The sequence below is a fragment of the uncultured Bacteroides sp. genome (assembly GCF_902491285.1).
Classification (GTDB): domain Bacteria; phylum Bacteroidota; class Bacteroidia; order Bacteroidales; family Bacteroidaceae; genus Bacteroides.
The window spans coordinates 1-2,308 of sequence record NZ_CABUHK010000176.1; the positions used below are offsets into that span (position 1 = coordinate 1).

General features: G+C 45.5%; 4 protein-coding genes. All 4 read right to left on the reverse strand.

What is annotated here, in order from left to right; genetic code table 11:
* Positions 1-122, reverse strand: a 122-nt coding sequence (locus RDN93_RS21965; RefSeq protein ID WP_374047436.1) for an HAD hydrolase-like protein, incomplete at its 3' end; no start/stop codon positions are given.
* Positions 123-178: 56 nt separating this feature from the next.
* Positions 179-1,063 (reverse strand): TraB/GumN family protein, encoded by an 885-nt coding sequence (locus RDN93_RS21970; protein WP_308747431.1) that lies wholly within the window; start codon positions 1,061-1,063, stop codon positions 179-181.
* Positions 1,064-1,097: 34 nt separating this feature from the next.
* A complete protein-coding gene (locus RDN93_RS21975; protein ID WP_308747433.1) occupies positions 1,098-1,610 on the reverse strand; it encodes an NlpC/P60 family protein in 513 nt (170 codons plus the stop codon).
* Positions 1,611-1,657: 47 nt separating this feature from the next.
* Positions 1,658-2,308 (reverse strand): ABC transporter ATP-binding protein (locus RDN93_RS21980; RefSeq protein WP_308747432.1); only part of this gene is annotated, 651 nt, incomplete at its 5' end.

Here is a 2,308-nt window from a genome sequence, read left to right on the forward strand (position 1 = left end):
GCTTCATCGGTAACGGTTAAATACTGGTGGCGGGTGAGCACAATTCTGAAACATTTGACGATGCCACGTGACGAATCGGCTAGGGTATAGTCGAAATCGAATAAATAGGTGTTGTAGTTCATTGGGAAACTTTTCTGCAAAAGTACTAAATACTTTTCTTATTTCGCAGGTTCTACTCTTATTTCACAGGTTCCACCCTATATCCTTGCTTTTTTAGTAGATTTAGTAATCCTTTATTGCCGGGAAGGTGCAGGGCGCCGACGGCAACAAAAGTAGGAGCAGCTTTCATGATAGCCGGTAGTTTTCCAGCCCATGCCTTGTTGCGGTCGTAAATCATGGCATCTTCCTCACCGGGAGTCGCATCGCATTGATTGCCCCTACGCTCTTCGTTGAGTCGGAGCATTTCGTTCAAGTCCTGTTTCATGTAGGCGTTGGTGAGCTTTTTCAGGTTTTCTACTTCGGTGTCGATGTTGTTGAGCGTACACATTAGCAGTTGCGCTTGGCGTTGCAAGGAATAACCGTTGAAGAGCAGGTCAAATTGGAACTCCGCGGTTTCCAGTCCGTCTACTTTTTTCCCGTTTTGGGTGGCTTGGGACTGGAAGAAGGTGTCGAGTTGTTCTTGTGGATTGAATTTGCCTATATGTTTTACATAAGCCACCACTACTACATTATTCAATAGGAATGCAGGTTTCAGTTTGGGGGCTGCGTTTAAATCTATCATCAGGTTCTCTTTGCAGAATTTGTTGGCAGTTGCGAAGTCTTCGGGCGATAGGAGTGAAGCCAGTGTGGTGTCGTTGGCAATCATCATAGCCTGCTGCATCTTCTGCATGGTAGCCGGTGATTGCATTTCAGACATTTTCAGTTCGCCATATACCTGTTGGGTTTCTTTCATCGCTTTTTGAAGTCCGGCAATGCTGTCCATGATGCTGAACGGAGCCAGATGGTGTGTACCTATAATATAGGATGGTTGCTCCATCCCGTTGCCAGATACTTTCCACAGAAGTTGCGCGTTTGCGCTGAATGCCACGCAGATAAATATAACTGCTCCGATAAATGACTTCATAATGTGTTGTTATTTAGAGTTGTTGATTTGATTGTTAACGTATTCTGCCACCGCATATCCAATGCTTGCTATAATAATCTTCGCCCAGCCTGCTGACGATTACTCCCCGGCTCGTGCTGGAATGGATGAATTTCCCGTTCTTCAGGTAGATGCCTACATGGGCAACTTTCTTTCTCGAACGGTTGCTGCTGAAGAATACCAAGTCACCTTCCTTGAGATTCCTTTTGGCTATCTTATTGCTTTTATCTTTCAGCTCTTCCGAGTTTCGCGGTACTTGGGTACGATATACTTTCCGGTATATCTGATAAACCATGCCCGAACAGTCGGTTCCCCTTTTCGAATCTCCGCCGCCACGGTAAGGAGTGCCTATCCAGTCGGCGGCTTCCAGATAGAGTTTATGATTGTCCTCAAGATTGATGTCTACACCCAATAGGAGAGAAGCCCGCGCCAATGCCTGATAGTCCAGGCGGGGAGCGGACGTTCGACAGGAACTGAGGATGGCGGCCAGCCCTGCCAATATGAAAAATAGTTTGAAGTTAACTTTCATCATTTGTCTTCAATCGTAAATCGTAAATTGTCAAATCGTAAATCCCCTTACTCTTCTACATTGAAATAGGCTTCCAGTTCTGTCTCTGCCGAATTGTCCTCATTCATAATGTCCCGGATAATTACTCCATGCTCCAAGAGGGCAATCCGCGGACATACATCTACGGTATGATTCAGGTTATGGCTGGAAATGATAACCGTAGCCCGATGTTCTTCATTATACTTTTTGAGCAGGTGCTTGATGATAGACTGTGAGCTGGGGTCGAGGAAATTGAACGGTTCGTCCAATATCAGTAATTGCGGATAATGAAGCATGGCGGAGATAATGCCAATCTTCTGTTTGTTTCCGGCAGAGTAGTTGCGGATTAGTTTTTTTTGTCCGATGACTTCTCCGTTCATAAAACGTTCGAAAGGAACGAGACGCTCGTCCACTTCTTCTTTCTTCAATCCGTACATCTTGCCGATGAAGTAGAAATATTCTTCAGGAGTGAGGTAATCAATCAGGAAACCGTCGTCGATAAAAGCACCCGTGAAGGCTTTCCAGTCTTCGTTTTGGCTTACGTCGATGTCGTTGATAATCACTTTTCCACCGTCCGCTTTCAGTAAGTCCAGTATTAGTCGAAAGAGAGTCGTCTTGCCGGCACCGTTGTTTCCCACCAATCCGAGCATATCGCCTTGATTGATTTCGTAGTGTTCTAT